The organism is Niabella agricola, assembly GCF_021538615.1.
In the GTDB taxonomy this organism is placed as follows: domain Bacteria; phylum Bacteroidota; class Bacteroidia; order Chitinophagales; family Chitinophagaceae; genus Niabella; species Niabella agricola.
Map to the genome: position 1 here is coordinate 1 of NZ_JAJHIZ010000003.1, position 14,916 is coordinate 14,916.

Sequence of the window (14,916 nt, forward strand, 5' to 3'; positions counted from 1 at the left end):
ATCTCCTACATGCGGCACCACCGGAATCCCATATTTACGGCAAAGCAGGCTGACAGTGATGAATTCGCTTACGCCGCCCAACCGAACCGCATCGGCCTGGATAAAGCCCACGCATTTTGCCTGCAGGTAGTTTTTAAAGATCACCCTGTTAGGTACATGTTCCCCGATTGCCAGCGGCACCGGTGCGATCGCTGCTGCCAGCACGCGATGCGCCGCAATATCATCCGGATGGGTAGGTTCTTCAATCCAGTAAGGGTTTACAGCACTCAATGAGCGGCAGACCTGCAGGGCTTGCGGAAGGGTCCATTGCTGGTTGGCATCCAGCATCACTTTTACGGCATCACCGGCTGTGGCTCTTACGATCTGGGCGCGCCGGATATCGCGACCGGCATCGGCCGATCCTACTTTTAACTTCAGGGCGGAAAAACCATTATCGACCGCCTTACGGCAGTTTTCCCGGATCTGTTCGTCATCATAATTAAACCATCCTACGGAAGTGTCATATCCGGGATATCCTGTTTTTAAAACAGGCTCGCGCAGGGCCCTTGTTACTTCCTGCTCCCGGAGCAGGATAATGGCCGCTTCACGGCTCAATTCATCTTCCAGGTAGCTCAGGTCCAGCGTATTTACCAATTGTTCGGGACTCAGATCTGTCAACAATTTCCAGAGCGGTACCCCTTTTTTTTTCGCCCAGAGATCATAACAGGCATTGGTTACAGATGCCAGGGCCAGGTGTACGATTCCCTTGTGCGGACCCAGCCACCGGAACTGCTGCTCGTTCGATAACCGGTTGAACCAATGACCAAAGTTTGCCATCACTTCTTCAATATCCGACCCCTTTAATGTTTGCGCATAAAATGCAGCGGCCTTACATACCAGGTCATTTCCCGCTCCAAGGGTAAAGGCGAAACCCGTACCCTTTATCCCGCTATCGTCTATCAATTCCGTAACTGCGTATGAATAAACCGGATCACGGTGCACCGCGTCGCTGCCCGCACCTCCCGATAATGAAAACCGCCTGTCCTTAATCGCTATATTCCGAATCATATCTCGTTCCTGTCAATGTTTAATATAAATTAGCATGTTATACAGCCATCATCTTTTATACGGGCTGCCATGTCTTTTCTAACGCCGGTATCCCAGTTCTGCCCCACCCCCTACGGGCAGGATACAGCCTGTTATAAACCGTGCTTTTTCGGATACCAGGTATACGCAGGCATCGGCAATCACATCACCTTCGGGGCAATAGCCCAAGGCATGAATCTCATCCAGATAGGTTTCAATACCTGTGGTATCAGGTTGCGCTGCCGCCCATTCCCGCAACAGCGGCGTCCACACGCCGGCCGGAGCCACAGCGTTTACCCGGATTCCATAGACTGCATAATCCAGCGCCATCGATTTTGTAAGTGCATCTACAGCGCCCTTGGTGGCCGTATATGCTGCATGACTAGCCTGTCCGATGCTTCCTACCATACTGCTTGTATTTAAGATACAGCCTTTTGATCGCTGTAATGCGGCGAGCGCGTACCGGGTGGTTAAATAGATACTGAATACGTTTACCTGCATCAGTGCCTGCCATTCGTCAACCGAGGTTTCGTGCAGCGGTTTGGCCGGTGCAGCGATGCCTGCATTATTGTGGATGCAATCGATCGTTCCGTAATGTTGTTCAATATGTGCGATGGCTTTTTTCACCTGTACCTCGTCAGACACATCGCAGTGCAGATATAGATGTGACTTGCCGGATTCCTCCCTTAACCGTTCAGGGGCTTCCCGCCGCACATCCAGCACCGCCACCTGTGCGCCTTCGCTGATATAGGCTTTTACACATTCGTAACCGATACCGCCGGCCCCGCCCGTAACAACAATCACTTTATTTGATAATACCATGGCAACTCCGTTCTTCATAACAAAGAAATAAAATAATCCACAGCAAAGGCCGCATTGTATGTGCCATTGCCTACACTATTTTAACATAAATGGTTTATTTTTAGCTCTCAAAGGAATATCTTCAGGTATGAAACCGATTCTTCTTAAAATTACGTCCGGTCCGGCGATCTCGTTCAGTGCGCGATCCGATAGTAAATCGTATAAGAACAACAGCTGGCATTACCACCCGGAGTTCGAACTCATTCATATAGTAAAGGGTGGAGGCACGTTGTTTGCCGGAGACGGGATTCATCATTTCAAAAGCGGCGACCTGGTTTTTATCGGCAGCTATCTTCCGCATTACTGGAAGTTTGACAGCCTGTACACATCGGAGGTTCCGGCGAAATCTTATATTGAACTGACGCAGTTCCGTGAGGATTTCTGGGGTAAGGATTTCCTGGACATACCGGAGAATCAAAAGATCGCAGCGCTTCTGGATAAGAGTAAAAAAGGACTGGTACTCCGCGGCGCAAAGGCTGAAGCAGCCAAAGGGATCCTTACCGAACTGATTGCAGCCACGGATACGAAACGAATTGTGCTGCTCCTGGAACTGCTGATCTGCCTTTCGGAATGTAAAAAAACCGGCACCATTTCCTCCGCCTATCAAAGCAACAACCCTTTTACCCAATCGGAGCGTATCAACAAGATCTATAACTATACCCTTCAACATTTCAAGTCTACGATTTATATTAAAGAGGTTGCTGCCATTACCAATCTTACGGTGAATTCTTTTTGCCGGTATTTTAAATCCTGTACCCGGAAAAGCTATACTCAGTTTATTGCAGAACTGCGGATCGGTCATGCCTGTAAACTATTATCTGAAGGCCAGAAAAGTATTAAAGAGATCTGCTACGAAAGCGGGTTTAATAACATTACCCATTTTAACCGGCTGTTTAAAAAAATGAAACATATCCAGCCGAACGAATACCGGAAACTGATTCATACATAAGAACTGCTGACCCAATGCCGATACAATATTTTTATCGCTACAGATGCACAGATAATATGTTGCAGGTTAATTGGCCGCCAGGGCCTTTGAGGCCGCAGCCCTTGTAATTGCAGCAAGCTTATTTACTGCTGAACCCAAGCAACAATTTTTCGCGGTTTGTTCAGCCAGACGGCGGTTTTCTTTTTACAACCAGAAGATTTCCACCTTTTGTCCCCAGGATATTTTCCGGCGGCTCCAAACTGTTTTTTGTGCAGGATATTTTGATACTTTTATATGGAGTAATTCGTACAACCGGTATGAAGACGCTTACATAAACAGTCATTAAATATGAACATTGCTGCTTTATTTCCAGAATTTGAATACGGCCACGCGCAGCTGAACAAATTTGTGGAGTCTGCGGGCTTTTTTACGATCCTCCTTAAATCGGGAGAAATCATTCATTTCTCGCCGGAACGCCCGGAAGAATTCCGCGAATGGCTGCATATTCATAAGATCGCTGCCATCAACGTCAGCAATTAATATCTATACACACCTGCAGACGTCTTTCAAGCAACGGCGCAGAAGGGCAACAGCGCAGCGCGGCCGCCGGTCACCACAAAGGTTCAACAGCACAAAGAGACACTAAGGTCAAGCCTTGTCTTTGTGTTATCCGGCCTTCGTGGCAATATACCTATACCCCACCGTCTGTGACCATATCATACACCACTACCCGCTCCCACAGATGACTGCATTTTTCTACAAAGGCTTTATGCAGGGGATGTACCTGGTAATCATCCTGGTCTTTAATGCTGTTAAAATACATAAGCTCTGAAACCTGGAAACTGTTGTCCACCACCTCCCGCTTTACGGTTGATGCTGGCATGCCAATAAGCAATTGCCGCACCTGCGGAATTGCTTTCAGCGTTTTGAGCCCGGCCACCAGCGCTGCTTTGTCGGCTTCAGCCCCGGGATTCTTTAACCAAAAGAACACATGATGAATCACCTGTTGCCGGGGTGCTTCCGGGAGCCGGCTAACGGCTGCGGGTGAGGCCGCTAATACGGCGGCATGTTTGATAAATCTTCTGCGGGTATTTGAATGTCGCTTTTTTTGCTGCATGGTCGTTAAATATTAAAACCGGTTTTACGGAATAAAGATAAAAAAGAGCGCCCATTCCCGACCAAAAAACGGCAATTTCATTTATTAATCGTAATATTGCAATATCATAAGCATTATTGCTGACGCTCCATGTTCAGCAAAATTAACCGGCTGCAGTGTTGAACACATTGGTGCCCCCGCGCTTCTGCAACACCTGGTAACAGCCCCCTGTTTCTGCATCAACCGGAAAATTTGAAGTCACATATCAGGCCAGTGTCGGTAAGTCTGGGTTTTGACAGGCAGGTTTTATCGGCATTGCGATATAAAAATCATATATGAATCGTAAACAACACTGGGAATCCATTTACCAGACGAAGGCTCCGTATGCATTTAGCTGGTACCAGGAAAAACCCCACACATCCCTGTCCATCCTGGACCAGCTCCGGGTTCACCACACGGCAAAGATTATTGACATCGGTGGAGGAGACAGTACCTTTGCAGATCATCTGCTCGACCGCGGCTACCAGAACATTACCGTACTGGATATATCTGCATCCGCCATCGAAAGAGCGCAGCGGCGACTGGGTGAACGGGCCTCAAAAATTACATGGATCGTTGCTGATGCGGCTCAATTCAAACCTACTATGGCCTACGATTTCTGGCACGATCGCGCAGCCTTTCATTTCCTTACGGATGAGCAGGAGGTTTCGAACTATATTCAGGCCGCACAACAAGGTATTGTGCCGGGCGGCATCCTAGTGATTGGTACATTTTCCGAAAAAGGTCCCACCCAATGCAGCGGTATTGAGGTAAAGCGCTATTCCGCCCGCACAATGACAAACCGTCTGGAAGGGTTTTTCAAAAAAATAAAATGCCTGACCACAGAGCACCTTACACCTTTCCAGACCGTTCAACAATTTGTATTCTGCAGCTTTAAAAAATTGTCAATCTGATGCAAAAAAATCCGGCTCTGTGTACAAAAAACAGCTGTCGCAGCCAGATGACTGACGCATATTATATATTTCGCTCCGGTCGCAACCGGGAGCACAATGCCGGATCAAAACGCGCGGCGCGCATCCGGTGCAAAGAGGACAGACGAGCAGATCGGAAAATGACTCCGTTGAACCTGTAAACAGATAACGACGATTTCCTGGTTTTTGTAACGGATTATTTTAACCGTCCATGCCATCGATCGCACCCCCTTTTAGGCGCAGGAAATCTTTTTAAACAAGGGTTATTGTGCAATGACCAGGTTACTGAAATAGACCTTTGCATCGTTCTCGGTCTTAATCGGCGCGCTGATAAAAAAGTACTTGACGGCATCAGTGGTAAACATTTTTGCATCCAGCACCTTGGTTTTGCCCAGATATACTTTCATTTGCTCATTATTTACTGCAATAGATACATGCAGCTTATCATTCGCATATGGCTTAAGGTCATATTCCGTATTGATATATTTATCTGCCGGCCCTGCAAAACTGGTGATCTGGTTTTCATTATAGAATTCCAACTCGGTATGTGCAATATCGCCTTCGTTAAAACCGCTGACGCTATTGTTTCCGGCAAAACCAAAACTTACCGGGCTGATATCACGAATTTTATCACAGGCTGTTAACAGATCAAATTCGACGGTAAACACTTTGGGTAATTTTGTATTGTTATTAAGCTTGTAAGTAGCCCCGGTCTGCATTTCCAGCCAGGTGCCGGCAATATCACCCGATTTGACCAGTTGCCCGCTCCCGTTGGTTTTGAGGGTTGCAGGCATGCTGCCGGTATTCAATTGCTCGAACTGGCTGGCATACAGCACTGTGCTGCCAGCTTTAAAATCAAACCCGGCATCAAACGATACTCTTTTTTTACCGGTTGTATTGCCAGCTGTTCCTGCGGTTGCACCTGAGCTGCCTTTTGCCGAAACGCTGCTATTGGCGATCACTTCACCGGCTTTTTGAGCCACTTTTTCTCCGGCTTTGTTGAGTATGCCGCCTAGCTGGCCGTTACTTTGCTGCGTGGTCAGCGTCAGCATTACCAATGCTACGGACCCCAAAATGAACGTGTTTGTCATGTTTGCTTAAATGATGTTTAGTTTAAATATGATCCGGCTACCTCGCCTGGAATCAACACAACGGGTACGGATCTGACTTCAGAGAAGTTTAGCACATCATTAACAGCAAGAATAATACCAACCTGTCTGTAGCAGATGGTCTGAAAAACAAGCGCTTTATACTTCCGATTTATAGTATTTATACAATTCCCGGTGCACACCTTTTATACGGGCGATACGGGCCAGAATGCCAAATACGCTTTTCTGAATCCGGAGCGGCAGGCCGGGAAGATAACTTTCGCCTTTTTGAAACAGGATGGCCAGATGCCAGATATGCGGCAATCCTTTTTTATTGGTTTTACCATCGACTGCCAACCCGTAAGCAATGCGCAGCATCACTTCAAAATGCCGCGCCGGCTGAATGGTTACTCTGAATTTAACGGGGTGCCGGGAGCTCTTGTTAAAAAAACGATGGACCATTTTTTTGGGTATGGTTACCGTATCTCCGGGGTTCAGGTACTGCTCCGCTTTTCCGCATTGCACGCCCAATACACCTTCCAGTACTTCAAATATTTCAATATAATCTACATGATAATGCAGATCATTGCCCCCACCAGGCAGCAATACCACTTCTACCAGGGTATATGTGCCATTCGTTTCGGCGGCAGTTTTCAAAAAGGTCACCGTGTCTCCTACCTGCGGATGGGTGATGGTTCTTGGTAATGGCTGCATACTTGTTGCCTTTATCTTTTATTTGTGATGCTGTAACATTTCCGGCAGTCTTTTAAGACAACTGCCGGAAACTCAGGTCTTACTCATTTGCTTTTATAGCCCGGATATCCAGATGGATCGTTACTTCGGGTAGAATATAAAGTGGCTGTTCCGGATCGCTGAAACTGTTCATTCCCCAGTTCAGCCGGTTCAGGTCCAATGTGGCTTCCGTCCGGACCGTGTCACCGGTGATAGCAACCTTTGCCGGGAAACTAAGCCGGTGTGTTTGCCCGATCAGCGTAAAATCACCGGTTACCAGGGTATTGGCACCGCTGATGGCTCCTGCATCCGCCGGGGTGTAAGGGTGTACTTCGGTAACGCGGAAGCGGGCTTCGGAATAAACCAGCAGGTTAAAAAAGTCGGCGCTTTTTAAATGGGTCAGCAATTGTTCCTTCAAAGGCTCCTCCAGGTCAAAATTCCGGATGCTGGCGATCGGGATCCGGAATGTTCCGCTCTTTATCTGGCCATGACGGTTGGCTGTTAAAGAACCGGTTACATTAAAAGCACCGGTATGAAAGTGATCGGGGGCTGAACCTTTCCATTCTATAGAGGAGGTCGCGGCATCTACTTCAAAAGTAGTGCTGATACCGGCACCGTTACGAGCACAGGAAAACAGAGAACATACGAGCGCGGTAAAAAGAACATGTTTGATTTTCATTTTTCTTTATGATTGTTTGGTGATAAAATTTATGAAGGAAAATTACCGGGCTTGCGGCAGTGCTGAGCACCTGCTTTATTGGTCCTCATAAGATCCGTTCGATACCTCTGCATTTCAAATTCATCAGAATACTCCAGCACACCTTCAGATTCGCGGTCATTACATTATTACCGCCGCCCACACAGCCGGTTATTTAAGCGAACGGAAGTATTGGTACAAAGAGGCCAGCTCCTTATCCGTATACCGGGCCGTCATCTGCCAGGGCATATCTTCATTTTTCATGGAATGCCCGGAGGGTGTGGTACCCGTACGAAGGGTATGTATAAATTGTTCCGGTGTCCATTTACCGGCATTGCCGCTGAAACTGAAATCCGGTGCCGGCAGCATGCCCGGCAGCAGCGCATCACCGCCTTTCAGATCTGAACCATGACAGCCGGAGCAGGAGGCTGCCAGGTATTTGCCCTGACCGATACCTTCGAGGGTATCCGCAACCTTATCCGGCGTTCTTAAATGGTCGATTTTTTCAACAGGTAACAGCGGGATCTTGTCAAAAAATGCCAGGATGCGTGCAGCAGGGCCAATGCGGGTGGATGGCAGTTGATTGTGAACAGGCGGCAACCGGTTGCAATATGCAATGATGGCGGCGATATCGCTTTCTGACATCAGGGTTGTTTCCTGCGCCGGCATCAGCACGAGCGGACGGCCATCCTTCCCAATACCGTGCTGCAGTGCCCGGAACCAGTCTTCGGATGTATAATCCGCAGGAAGCCCTCCCTTTCCCCTGGTAAGATTGGCTGCTGTAATCCGGCCAATCATGCCGTCGTTGGCAACGATCTTACCGGCCATCTGTGTGCCATGACATTCGTAGCAACCTTTTATCGCCAGCAGGTGTGCGCCTCTGAGGAGCGTGGCGCTGTCGGAAGGTATCGAAACAGGTGCAACCGCATAGGCATATCGTTCCTGCATCCGGTTGCGAAGATTCAGCGAAATACCGGCGTATGCCACCAATATTAATACCAGCACAGCGGCCAGTACCACACCGCACCATTTGAATATTTTTCTAAGCATGATAAAATGATTTACTTTTGCGCAAATTTCAGCTGCATCCCATAACTACAGGGTACGCCAAACGGATTGATCATTACGCCAAACGGATTTATGGCTTTTAAATTATTGAATACAGACATTCTTGATTTCGAGCTGCTTTCCAACCTGGAGCCGGGCGCTCCCAATCCGTTACGGGAACAAGTTACCAGCCTGCACCCACGCGCAGGAGCATTACAACTGCATACAGACACTTTTCCGCATATTCATTTATCGCAGATTCAATGGAACACAGCAGAGGACCTGGAAATGCATGGGGCTACCAGCAGCGATACCATCAATATCAATTTCCAACTGGGCGGTCAAATGTATTCCCGGTTTACGGGGATCAATCATCCAATGGATATGCAGACAAACCGGCACAACCTGGTATACGCGCCGGAGGCTGGTGATCATCATCACATCGCCGGCAATCATTCACTGTCGTTGCTGCATGTTATTATTGACAAGGACTTTTTTACTGCTTCGATCGGCTGTAACGACCGCTGGAGTGAACAGGTACATCGCAACCTGGAAGCGCAGCGCCCTTTTTCAGGCGCGCCGGAGGCCCGGCCTGTTTCAAACAAAATGCAGCTATTGCTGGACAGTATTCTGAACTGTGCAGAAACCGGAACCATGCGCCGCCTGTTACTGCAATCTCGGATGCTGGAATTGCTGGCACTTGAAATCGAACAGTTCTGCACGCCGCTCAGCAGCGCAGCCATTCCCTGGGAGGAACAGGAGCGGTTGCAACAGCTAAAAGCCTATATCGGTATCCATTACCTCTCGGATCTTAGTCTGCACCAGCTCAGCCGGGTGAGCCTGCTAAATGAGTTCAAGCTGAAGAAAGGATTTAAGCAGCTTTTTGGAGAAACCCTGTTTACTTACATTCACCGTTTGCGCATGGAGCATGCCGCCCTGCTGCTGCGGGACACAAAGAGCACCATTGATGAAATTGCATTGGTGGTGGGCTATGCCTATGCACATCATTTTTCCACGGCATTTAAGAAGCATTTTAAGATAAGTCCCCTAAAATACCGCACCGGATGACCGCCTTTCGTTCCATGTCTCCTGAAAGGGACGTGGAAAACCCCAATACTCATCCCGCAGCGTCCTCTGCGGGAGACGCTGCGGGGAACGGAATCATCTTTCGTTCCATGTCTCCCGGAAGGGACGTGGAAAGTGCTATTACTCACCCGCAGCGTCCTCTGCGAGAGACGCCGCGGGGAACGGGATCATCTTTCGTTCCATGTCTCCTGAAAGGGGACGTGGAAAGTGCCAATACTCATCCGCAGTGTCCACTGCGGGAGACGCCGCGGGGAACGGGATCATCTTTCTCGTTCCATGTCTCCTGAAAGAGACGTGGAACATGCCAATACTCATCCGCAGCGTCCTCTGCGAGAGACGCCGCGGGGAACGGGATCATCTTTCTCGTTCCATGTCTCCTGAAAGGGACGTGGAAAGTGCCAATACTCATCCGCTGCGTCCTCTGCGAGAGACGCCGCGGGGAACGGGATCATCTTTCGTTCCATGTCTCCTGAAAGGGACGTGGAAAGTGCTATTACTCATCCGCAGCGTCCTCTGCGGGAGACGCCGCGGGGAGCGGGATCATAATGGACGTGTCAGGTCGATATCTGCAAGTTTGCAATAATGCCAAATATCATAAACGCCCTGTATTCCGGAAATATAATATTGAGCAGAACTATGCATATAATCTGCAGGAGCGGGTGCAAGCATCCATCTGCCCTTGCAGGGATTATCATGTATATAATTCAATTTTTGAAGCATGAAGGCATTTGTCCGGCATTCTTTCCAATCGAACGAACGTTCCCATACTTCATGCATTTTATGTTTTATTTGACCGCTTTTGCCAACCGCGGATGATAATTGTGCCAACAGTCGGCCTGCCCCGCCTCTTTTCAGACGGTCGATAATACCATACGCGATAAAACGTTTCCCATTCCCTACAATCGTATTAATCAATTGACCGGTATTCCCGGAATGCGATTAATGCATGCACATGATTGGGCATAATCACATACCCGCAGATGTAGTGGCCTTTACATTTTAAATGATCAAACCATTTGTAAATCATATCGTATGCATCCGCAATAGCGATCAATCGCATCCATCGATAACAGGTAAACGTTATAAAATATACGCCTTCGGTTGCTGTTATGGTGTGTTTCACAGGCATAAGCGAAATTAACGATTTTTCCATATGATACCCGTCCGCAGCGTCCTCTGCGGGAGACGCCGCGGGGAACGGACCGGATGACCACTTTCCTTTCCATGTCTCCTGAAAGGGACTGGAAAGCCCCAATACTCATCCGCAGTGTCCACTGCGGGAGACGCCGCGGGGAACGGGATCATCTTTCGTTCCATGTCTCCTGAAAGGGGACGTGGAACATGCCGATACTCATCCGCAGTGTCCTCTGGGGGAGACGCCGCGGGGAACAATCAGGAAGCCTTCTTCATCTGCTTTTGCAGTTCCTTAATGGTCATATTATACATGATACTATGCCGGTTGTTCACCCGCTGTGCCAGGTGTACATGGGCAATATAATCCTGTACGATCTGAATCTTGTCGCTGGGCGTTACCACCAGTAATTGTAAATGCAATTGTTTGCACAGCTCCATCAGGTAGGTGGCTTTATCCTCATCCTGGTTGCTGAAACTTTCGTCCACGGCAATAAACCGCAAACTACGGCTGTTCTTTCCTTCACGGGTAATACCAAACTGGTAGGCAATGGCACTACAGAGAATGGTATAGGTAAGCTGCGCCTTTTCTCCCCCGGATAGTTGTCCCATCTGGCGGTAGGTTTTCTTAAGCTCTCCGGTATTCCGGTATTTTTCATCTGCCCAAAACTCAAACCAGTTCCGTACATCCATTACCCGCGCACGGTAGGTTTCGCTTTCATCCAGGCTATCGATGAGCGGTTGTACTTTCTGACGGAAATGCAATGCCTTATCCTCAAAGCTGCTTTGCTGCCAGTTAGCGGCCTGGGGTAAGGCATCCAGCAGCGCACTGCGGAAGGCATTTACCGTGGCATCCTGCACCTTCCGTTTTCCCAGTTGGATATAGGTATCCGGGAGTTTGTTAAAATTGATCCCTCCCAGCGACTGGTTGAGCTTGTTGACACTGTTATTAATCTCCCGTTCCCATTTCTCCATTTCTTCATTCAGCCCCCCGATTTTATAGGTAATAGTGTCGTTGACAAAACTTTCAAAATCCCGGCGGTATTTGGGAAGATTCTCACTGCTGAGTTTATCCAGCCATTCCTTAAATTCTTCCGCATGTTCGGCCTCCTCCGGCAGGAACTGCACATCGCTGTACCAGTCGGGAAAGCGCTGCAGCAACGCCGGGGAAGGATTTTTGATCTGGCTGATACTGCGGTTCAGGTGTGTTTCTTCCTTGTGGAGCAAACGTTGCACTTCCTGGGCTTCGTGCTCCAGCTTTGTTTTAAACTGCGCATATACGGCTTCTATGTTTTCCAGCGTTACGGCGGCCAGCATCAGGGCATGCTGCTGTTGAAATTGAAGCAACGCTTCCTTATCCGTTTCCGTTATATGCTGCAACAGCAGCTGGAGCTGCTCACGCTGCTGCTCCATGGCCAGTGCACGGTTTTGCAGGGTCGTTTTCTCCTGCGCGGCCCGTTCCCATTTTTTCTCGGCTTCCTGCCGCTGCTGTACAAGCGCTTCCAGCTGATCTGTTAACTCCTGTAACTGGTTATTGCTTTTACTCAGTGCCCTGATCTGCTCTTCTGTTTTATGAATATTGCGCTGTATGCCGGCTACATCCAGCAATGCAAAACCACCATGCTCCTGTAAGCGGTTCAGCGCATAAAACTGCTTTTGCAAACGGGCCGCCCGGTTACGGCACCGTTCAATGATCTCCACAGTATTGGAAAGTTCATCTGCCAGCCGGTTCCGTTCCCGGATCAGCGCCTCCTTCTTGCTTTCATTGTTCCAGCCCATCACATAACGTCCGGGATCAATGCTGCCCGGCCGGTCATCTTTTTCATGCCGGTCGCGGTTCTTGATGAGACCGTTAATGGTAATGGCCTTATCGTAACGTTCCATCGGCTTTTCATCTTCCAGGCAGGTAAAAGAAAACTGCTGCACCACCTGCTGCTGTACCCATCCGGAAAGGGGATGTTCGGGGTGAAAATCGAGTTTGTAGTACACAGTTCCATCCTCGGCCAGGGCGTGAAAAGTATCCAGTACCCGGTAGTATACCAGCCGGGTGCCGGTGTTGGTCTGGTTAATATAGCGGGTTACTTTTTTATAATGCTGATCCGGCACCAGCAGCCGGAGCGCAAAGCCATGTAGTAATTTTTCAATCGCCGGCTGCCAGCGCTGTTCCTCCGGCTTTACCTGCATCAACTCTCCGGCGAAAGGCAGTTCCGCTGTATCCAGTTTCAGCGCCGCGCATAATTGCTTACGAAGCTGCACGAGGTGAACAGGAATATTGCTTTTGCTGTGCAGCAGGATGTTCAGCTCTTCTTCCAGTCTGGTCTTTGCTTCAGCTGCTTTTTTATGCTGGTTTTTGGCATCAAAGTCATCGGTTTCATTCAGCCGGTTTTCTTTTTCAAGGCGTTGCGCCGCCTGCACAGCTTCCTTTAGTACCCGCTTATATGCATCTTCATCCGAAGCGCTTTTATCCTCCAGGTGCAGGGTGCCGCACCAATCGGTAAATAATGACAGGTTATTTTCGGCTTCCGTCCTTTTACCCTTCAGGGCCTGCAACTCCTGTTCCAGCTGCTTCAGACGCTGCCCGGCCTGGTTCTGATCGATCTGGTTGCGGGTAGTTCGTTCTTCTTCATGCAGGGCATCGATCGCGGCTTTTGCTGCGGTGGTTTTTTCTTCCAGGTCCTTAATACCTGCGCGGGCTTCTTCCAGTGCCTGTAGCAGCAGCTGATCCTGGGTGAAGCCCTTCCATGCGGCGGCAGTATGCAGGGCTTTCTGTACTTCCTCCTGCCGTACCTGTAAGCTTTTAAACCCTGTATAATGTTCCTGTACGGGTTGCAATAACCGGATCTGCTCTTCCGCTTTCTCAATGTTGCGCTGGGCATCCAGCAAAGTGGCCAGGTGCTTTTTGAGTTCCTGGAACAACGATTCCATATCCCGCGGCTCCAGCATATGGGTACGGATAAAATCGTCCAGATTGCCCAGTACTTTAATGCCCACGGTTTGGTTAAACAGGGTAAGGGCCTGGATGCTTTGCATGCCCAGCACGTCTACCAGCCGGTAAGCATATTTACTGGCGGCGTCAAACCATTCCACCTGTTTCCGGTTTCCTTTATTGTATTGCTGATCCAGCCGGCGTTTCCAGGCATTTCCGAGGTCGAAGGGTTTAAAATCCTCTTCAATATGCAGGCTTTTATGCGCCACCCCAAACACCCGTTTCATATCCCCGTTGTTAAAATAACGGACCTGGAATAAGGTTACCTCCTGCATGGCCTCGTTGGTAAAATTGGCCAGCAGGATGCTGTAGGCTTCTTCACGGTTCTCCCGGAGATAGAGTGCCCGGGTAACACCACTTTCACTGTTAATGGTACCATAACCGCCCAGTACATAGGTTTCCTCTGTACGGTCGCCTTTCTTTTCACTCCCGCTGCTCTGGTTATAAAACCGGTATTTCTTTTCCGGAACGATCAGGGTTAACAGGGCGTCCACAAAGGTGGTTTTCCCGCTCCCGTTGGATCCGGTCAGTAAGCTGGTTTCGCCGCCTGGGATGATGGTATGGATCTGTTCGTCAAAGGTTCCCCAGTTAAAAACCTCCATATATTGCAGGCGAAAGCCGCTTTTTTCATTATCCGTGCTGAATACGCTTAGCTGCATGTGCTGTTAATTGCTGTTTAAAATCTTCTAAAACCTCACTATCTACCCGGGCCTTGATCAGTTTTTTGATCCGGAACTTCTGTTCATCGGGTACTTCATGTGTGCCGGAACGTTCCAGGAAGCCGTTTTCCACTGCCCGCTCAATCAACCGGTCAATGTCCTTCAGCATCTTTACCCGGCTGGCGTTTTCCTTAAAAAACAATTCGGCATATTCTTTTATCTCCCGCCGCTTTTTGATCAGTTCACGCTGGGTGGCCTCTCCCACTTCAAACTCCGCCATCATATCGCGCAGCAATACCAGCATCACGCTTTCATCATAGGCCAGCGCCCGGCGTTGTACCCAGCTTACGCTGGTGGCATCTTCTTCCGAAATGGTATGTCTGATATAAGCGTATCCATCCTGTTCATCCAGCACCAGTGTAAGCCCCAGCCGCTGTAAAAAAACAGTGAGTTCTGCTTTGTATTGCAGCAGTTTTTCCCAGGTGCTTTTCTCAAGATATTCCACCGGTCCTTTTAGCAGTTTGATAAATACGGGGGTAAATGCGTGTATTTTTTCAACCATCCGATTC

The 14,916-nt window shown here is 48.9% G+C and carries 14 protein-coding genes; 4 read left to right on the plus strand and 10 right to left on the minus strand.

Translation table 11 applies throughout. The features are described from left to right. Nucleotides 1–1,047 (minus strand): enolase C-terminal domain-like protein (locus LL912_RS05420; RefSeq protein WP_235552557.1); only part of this gene is annotated, 1,047 nt, incomplete at its 3' end. A 78-nt stretch (nt 1,048–1,125) separates the two neighbouring features. After that, nucleotides 1,126–1,905, minus strand: a complete 780-nt coding sequence (locus LL912_RS05425) for an SDR family NAD(P)-dependent oxidoreductase (protein ID WP_235552558.1) — start codon at nt 1,903–1,905, stop codon at nt 1,126–1,128. A 109-nt stretch (nt 1,906–2,014) separates the two neighbouring features. Between LL912_RS05425 and LL912_RS05430 the strand changes: the two genes are divergently transcribed. Both LL912_RS05430 and LL912_RS05435 read left to right on the plus strand, forming a co-directional pair. After that, entirely contained in the window at nt 2,015–2,875 is an 861-nt protein-coding gene (locus tag LL912_RS05430) for an AraC family transcriptional regulator (protein ID WP_235552559.1), read from the plus strand. A gap of 327 nt (nt 2,876–3,202) precedes the next feature. Further along, the gene (locus tag LL912_RS05435; RefSeq protein ID WP_235552560.1) at nt 3,203–3,394 is read left to right on the plus strand and encodes a hypothetical protein; all 192 of its coding nucleotides are present in this window, start codon (nt 3,203–3,205) and stop codon (nt 3,392–3,394) included. Between the two features lie 151 nt (nt 3,395–3,545). Here LL912_RS05435 and LL912_RS05440 read toward each other — a convergent pair whose 3' ends face one another. Beyond that, complete coding sequence (locus LL912_RS05440) at nt 3,546–3,971, minus strand: Dabb family protein (RefSeq protein WP_235552561.1); 426 nt, start codon at nt 3,969–3,971, stop codon at nt 3,546–3,548. Between the two features lie 314 nt (nt 3,972–4,285). Here LL912_RS05440 and LL912_RS05445 point away from each other — a divergent pair, with 314 nt between their 5' ends. Continuing rightward, nucleotides 4,286–4,903 carry a class I SAM-dependent methyltransferase gene (locus LL912_RS05445; protein WP_235552562.1) on the plus strand — a complete coding sequence of 206 codons (618 nt, stop codon included), beginning with the start codon at nt 4,286–4,288 and terminating at the stop codon, nt 4,901–4,903. A 281-nt stretch (nt 4,904–5,184) separates the two neighbouring features. Here LL912_RS05445 and LL912_RS05450 read toward each other — a convergent pair whose 3' ends face one another. From LL912_RS05450 to LL912_RS05465, 4 genes are all read right to left on the minus strand, one after another. Next, the gene (locus tag LL912_RS05450) at nt 5,185–6,012 is read right to left on the minus strand and encodes a hypothetical protein (protein WP_235552563.1); all 828 of its coding nucleotides are present in this window, start codon (nt 6,010–6,012) and stop codon (nt 5,185–5,187) included. Nucleotides 6,013–6,168: 156 nt separating this feature from the next. Further along, nucleotides 6,169–6,723: a cupin domain-containing protein gene (locus LL912_RS05455; protein WP_235552564.1), complete on the minus strand. Its 555-nt coding sequence runs from the start codon at nt 6,721–6,723 to the stop codon at nt 6,169–6,171. Between the two features lie 79 nt (nt 6,724–6,802). Continuing rightward, nucleotides 6,803–7,420: a YceI family protein gene (locus LL912_RS05460; protein WP_235552565.1), complete on the minus strand. Its 618-nt coding sequence runs from the start codon at nt 7,418–7,420 to the stop codon at nt 6,803–6,805. Nucleotides 7,421–7,609: 189 nt separating this feature from the next. After that, the gene (locus LL912_RS05465) at nt 7,610–8,488 is read right to left on the minus strand and encodes a c-type cytochrome (protein WP_235552566.1); all 879 of its coding nucleotides are present in this window, start codon (nt 8,486–8,488) and stop codon (nt 7,610–7,612) included. Nucleotides 8,489–8,578: 90 nt separating this feature from the next. Here LL912_RS05465 and LL912_RS05470 point away from each other — a divergent pair, with 90 nt between their 5' ends. Continuing rightward, the gene (locus LL912_RS05470) at nt 8,579–9,553 is read left to right on the plus strand and encodes a helix-turn-helix transcriptional regulator (RefSeq protein WP_235552567.1); all 975 of its coding nucleotides are present in this window, start codon (nt 8,579–8,581) and stop codon (nt 9,551–9,553) included. A gap of 925 nt (nt 9,554–10,478) precedes the next feature. Here LL912_RS05470 and LL912_RS05475 read toward each other — a convergent pair. The 3 genes from LL912_RS05475 to LL912_RS05485 form a co-directional block, all read right to left on the minus strand. Continuing rightward, entirely contained in the window at nt 10,479–10,700 is a 222-nt protein-coding gene (locus tag LL912_RS05475) for a transposase (protein WP_235552568.1), read from the minus strand. Between the two features lie 263 nt (nt 10,701–10,963). Beyond that, nucleotides 10,964–14,347: an ATP-binding protein gene (locus LL912_RS05480; protein WP_235552569.1), complete on the minus strand. Its 3,384-nt coding sequence runs from the start codon at nt 14,345–14,347 to the stop codon at nt 10,964–10,966. Beyond that, nucleotides 14,319–14,909, minus strand: coding sequence for a DUF4194 domain-containing protein (locus LL912_RS05485; RefSeq protein ID WP_235552570.1), 591 nt, complete (start codon nt 14,907–14,909; stop codon nt 14,319–14,321). The genes LL912_RS05480 and LL912_RS05485 overlap by 29 nt, the downstream gene beginning before the upstream one ends. Nucleotides 14,910–14,916: the final 7 nt, after the last annotated feature.

Excerpts from the sequence above, each read along its gene's own strand:
- LL912_RS05435 (WP_235552560.1), top strand. The coding sequence starts at position 3,203 with ATGAACATTGCTGCTTTATTTCCAGAATTTGAATACGGCCACGCGCAG.
- LL912_RS05455 (WP_235552564.1), bottom strand. The coding sequence starts at position 6,723 with ATGCAGCCATTACCAAGAACCATCACCCATCCGCAGGTAGGAGACACG.
- LL912_RS05465 (WP_235552566.1), bottom strand. The coding sequence starts at position 8,488 with ATGCTTAGAAAAATATTCAAATGGTGCGGTGTGGTACTGGCCGCTGTG.
- LL912_RS05440 (WP_235552561.1), bottom strand. The coding sequence starts at position 3,971 with ATGCAGCAAAAAAAGCGACATTCAAATACCCGCAGAAGATTTATCAAA.
- LL912_RS05445 (WP_235552562.1), top strand. The coding sequence starts at position 4,286 with ATGAATCGTAAACAACACTGGGAATCCATTTACCAGACGAAGGCTCCG.
- LL912_RS05425 (WP_235552558.1), bottom strand. The coding sequence starts at position 1,905 with ATGAAGAACGGAGTTGCCATGGTATTATCAAATAAAGTGATTGTTGTT.
- LL912_RS05460 (WP_235552565.1), bottom strand. The coding sequence starts at position 7,420 with ATGAAAATCAAACATGTTCTTTTTACCGCGCTCGTATGTTCTCTGTTT.
- LL912_RS05480 (WP_235552569.1), bottom strand. The coding sequence starts at position 14,347 with ATGCAGCTAAGCGTATTCAGCACGGATAATGAAAAAAGCGGCTTTCGC.
- LL912_RS05485 (WP_235552570.1), bottom strand. The coding sequence starts at position 14,909 with ATGGTTGAAAAAATACACGCATTTACCCCCGTATTTATCAAACTGCTA.
- LL912_RS05430 (WP_235552559.1), top strand. The coding sequence starts at position 2,015 with ATGAAACCGATTCTTCTTAAAATTACGTCCGGTCCGGCGATCTCGTTC.
- LL912_RS05470 (WP_235552567.1), top strand. The coding sequence starts at position 8,579 with ATGGCTTTTAAATTATTGAATACAGACATTCTTGATTTCGAGCTGCTT.
- LL912_RS05475 (WP_235552568.1), bottom strand. The coding sequence starts at position 10,700 with ATGCCTGTGAAACACACCATAACAGCAACCGAAGGCGTATATTTTATA.
- LL912_RS05450 (WP_235552563.1), bottom strand. The coding sequence starts at position 6,012 with ATGACAAACACGTTCATTTTGGGGTCCGTAGCATTGGTAATGCTGACG.